Below are 1,013 nucleotides of genomic sequence, written 5' to 3'. Positions count from 1 at the left end.
GCCCCGGCCCTCCCGAGCCGGCTGTCCCGCAGACGGCCGACGACGGGACCGAAACCGACGAGGACACCGGCGAGCTGATCGCCGACGTCGTGCCGCTGAAGGTCTTTGACGCTCGCGAGGAGGCAAGGAAGTGGTGGTGAATCTCGTGGCCCTCGCCGGGCTCTTCGCCTCGCCGCATCTGCGTTTCCTGTCCTTCACGGGCAAGGACCGGGACCTGCGGCGGTTCATCCGGTAAGTACGCGAGCGGGCCGCCACCGGCTTCAGCTTCGAAGCAGCCGGCAAACGCGACCCGCTGAGCCGCTGGATCGAGGAAGAACCCTCCGAACGCGGCCTCCCGTTCTATCCCTGCCACCCTCCGGGCCGTCCCGCCCCCTGAGCAGGTGAATGCGTCCGCACGGCCGCAGGCCAAAGCCCCGTCACGCAGATCAACACACTCATGCGCGCCGACGTCGCGGAAGAGGACATCTACATCGAGCGCACGAACGGCCACAAAACCGCATGGCCCGAGCGGGACCTGCTGCTGCCACGGCTCCGCGCCGGCGACACCATCACGGTCTCCCGGCTCGACCGGCTCTTCTACTCCGTCCAGAACCTCATCATCGTGGGCACCGACTTACGCAACCGCGGCATCCGGCTCCACGCCGTCGAGCAGAACATCGACAGCAACACCCTCGAAGGACGCGACTTCTTCGGCATGATGTCCGTCTTCGCCACCCTGCACCACGAGTTCGTACTCGCCGCCACCAACCACGGCATAGCCGCCGCCCGCGCCCGCGGCAAGACCGGCGGACGGCCCCCGCGAGTCACGACCGAGCAGATCGAACAGGCACAGCAGCTCTACGAATCCGGCATCCCCGTCCGGAGGATCGCTCGCACCTTCAAAGCCGCACCCGCCACCATCTACCGCTGCATCACGCTCAAAGCCGTGAAATGAAGCTCTTGTCGAATGCTTCCTCGTGCCCGGCAGCGAGGACCCGCCATGCGGTGAAGATTTGCAGAGTCTTCTCTGCAGA

At 66.4% G+C, this 1,013-nt stretch carries 1 protein-coding gene and 1 pseudogene; both read left to right on the top strand.

Features of this window, described 5'->3' with window-relative positions:
* Positions 1–421: 421 nt before the first annotated feature.
* Positions 422–769, top strand: a pseudogene (locus AOK23_RS51375) (recombinase family protein); the annotation flags it as partial.
* Positions 755–934: a helix-turn-helix domain-containing protein gene (locus AOK23_RS51370; RefSeq protein WP_276205720.1), complete on the top strand. Its 180-nt coding sequence runs from the start codon at positions 755–757 to the stop codon at positions 932–934. The pseudogene AOK23_RS51375 and the gene AOK23_RS51370, both read left to right, overlap by 15 nt.
* Positions 935–1,013: the final 79 nt, after the last annotated feature.

Source organism: Streptomyces torulosus (assembly GCF_001419765.1).
Classification (GTDB): domain Bacteria; phylum Actinomycetota; class Actinomycetes; order Streptomycetales; family Streptomycetaceae; genus Streptomyces; species Streptomyces torulosus.
This window is presented reverse-complemented; position numbering and strand designations above follow the sequence as displayed.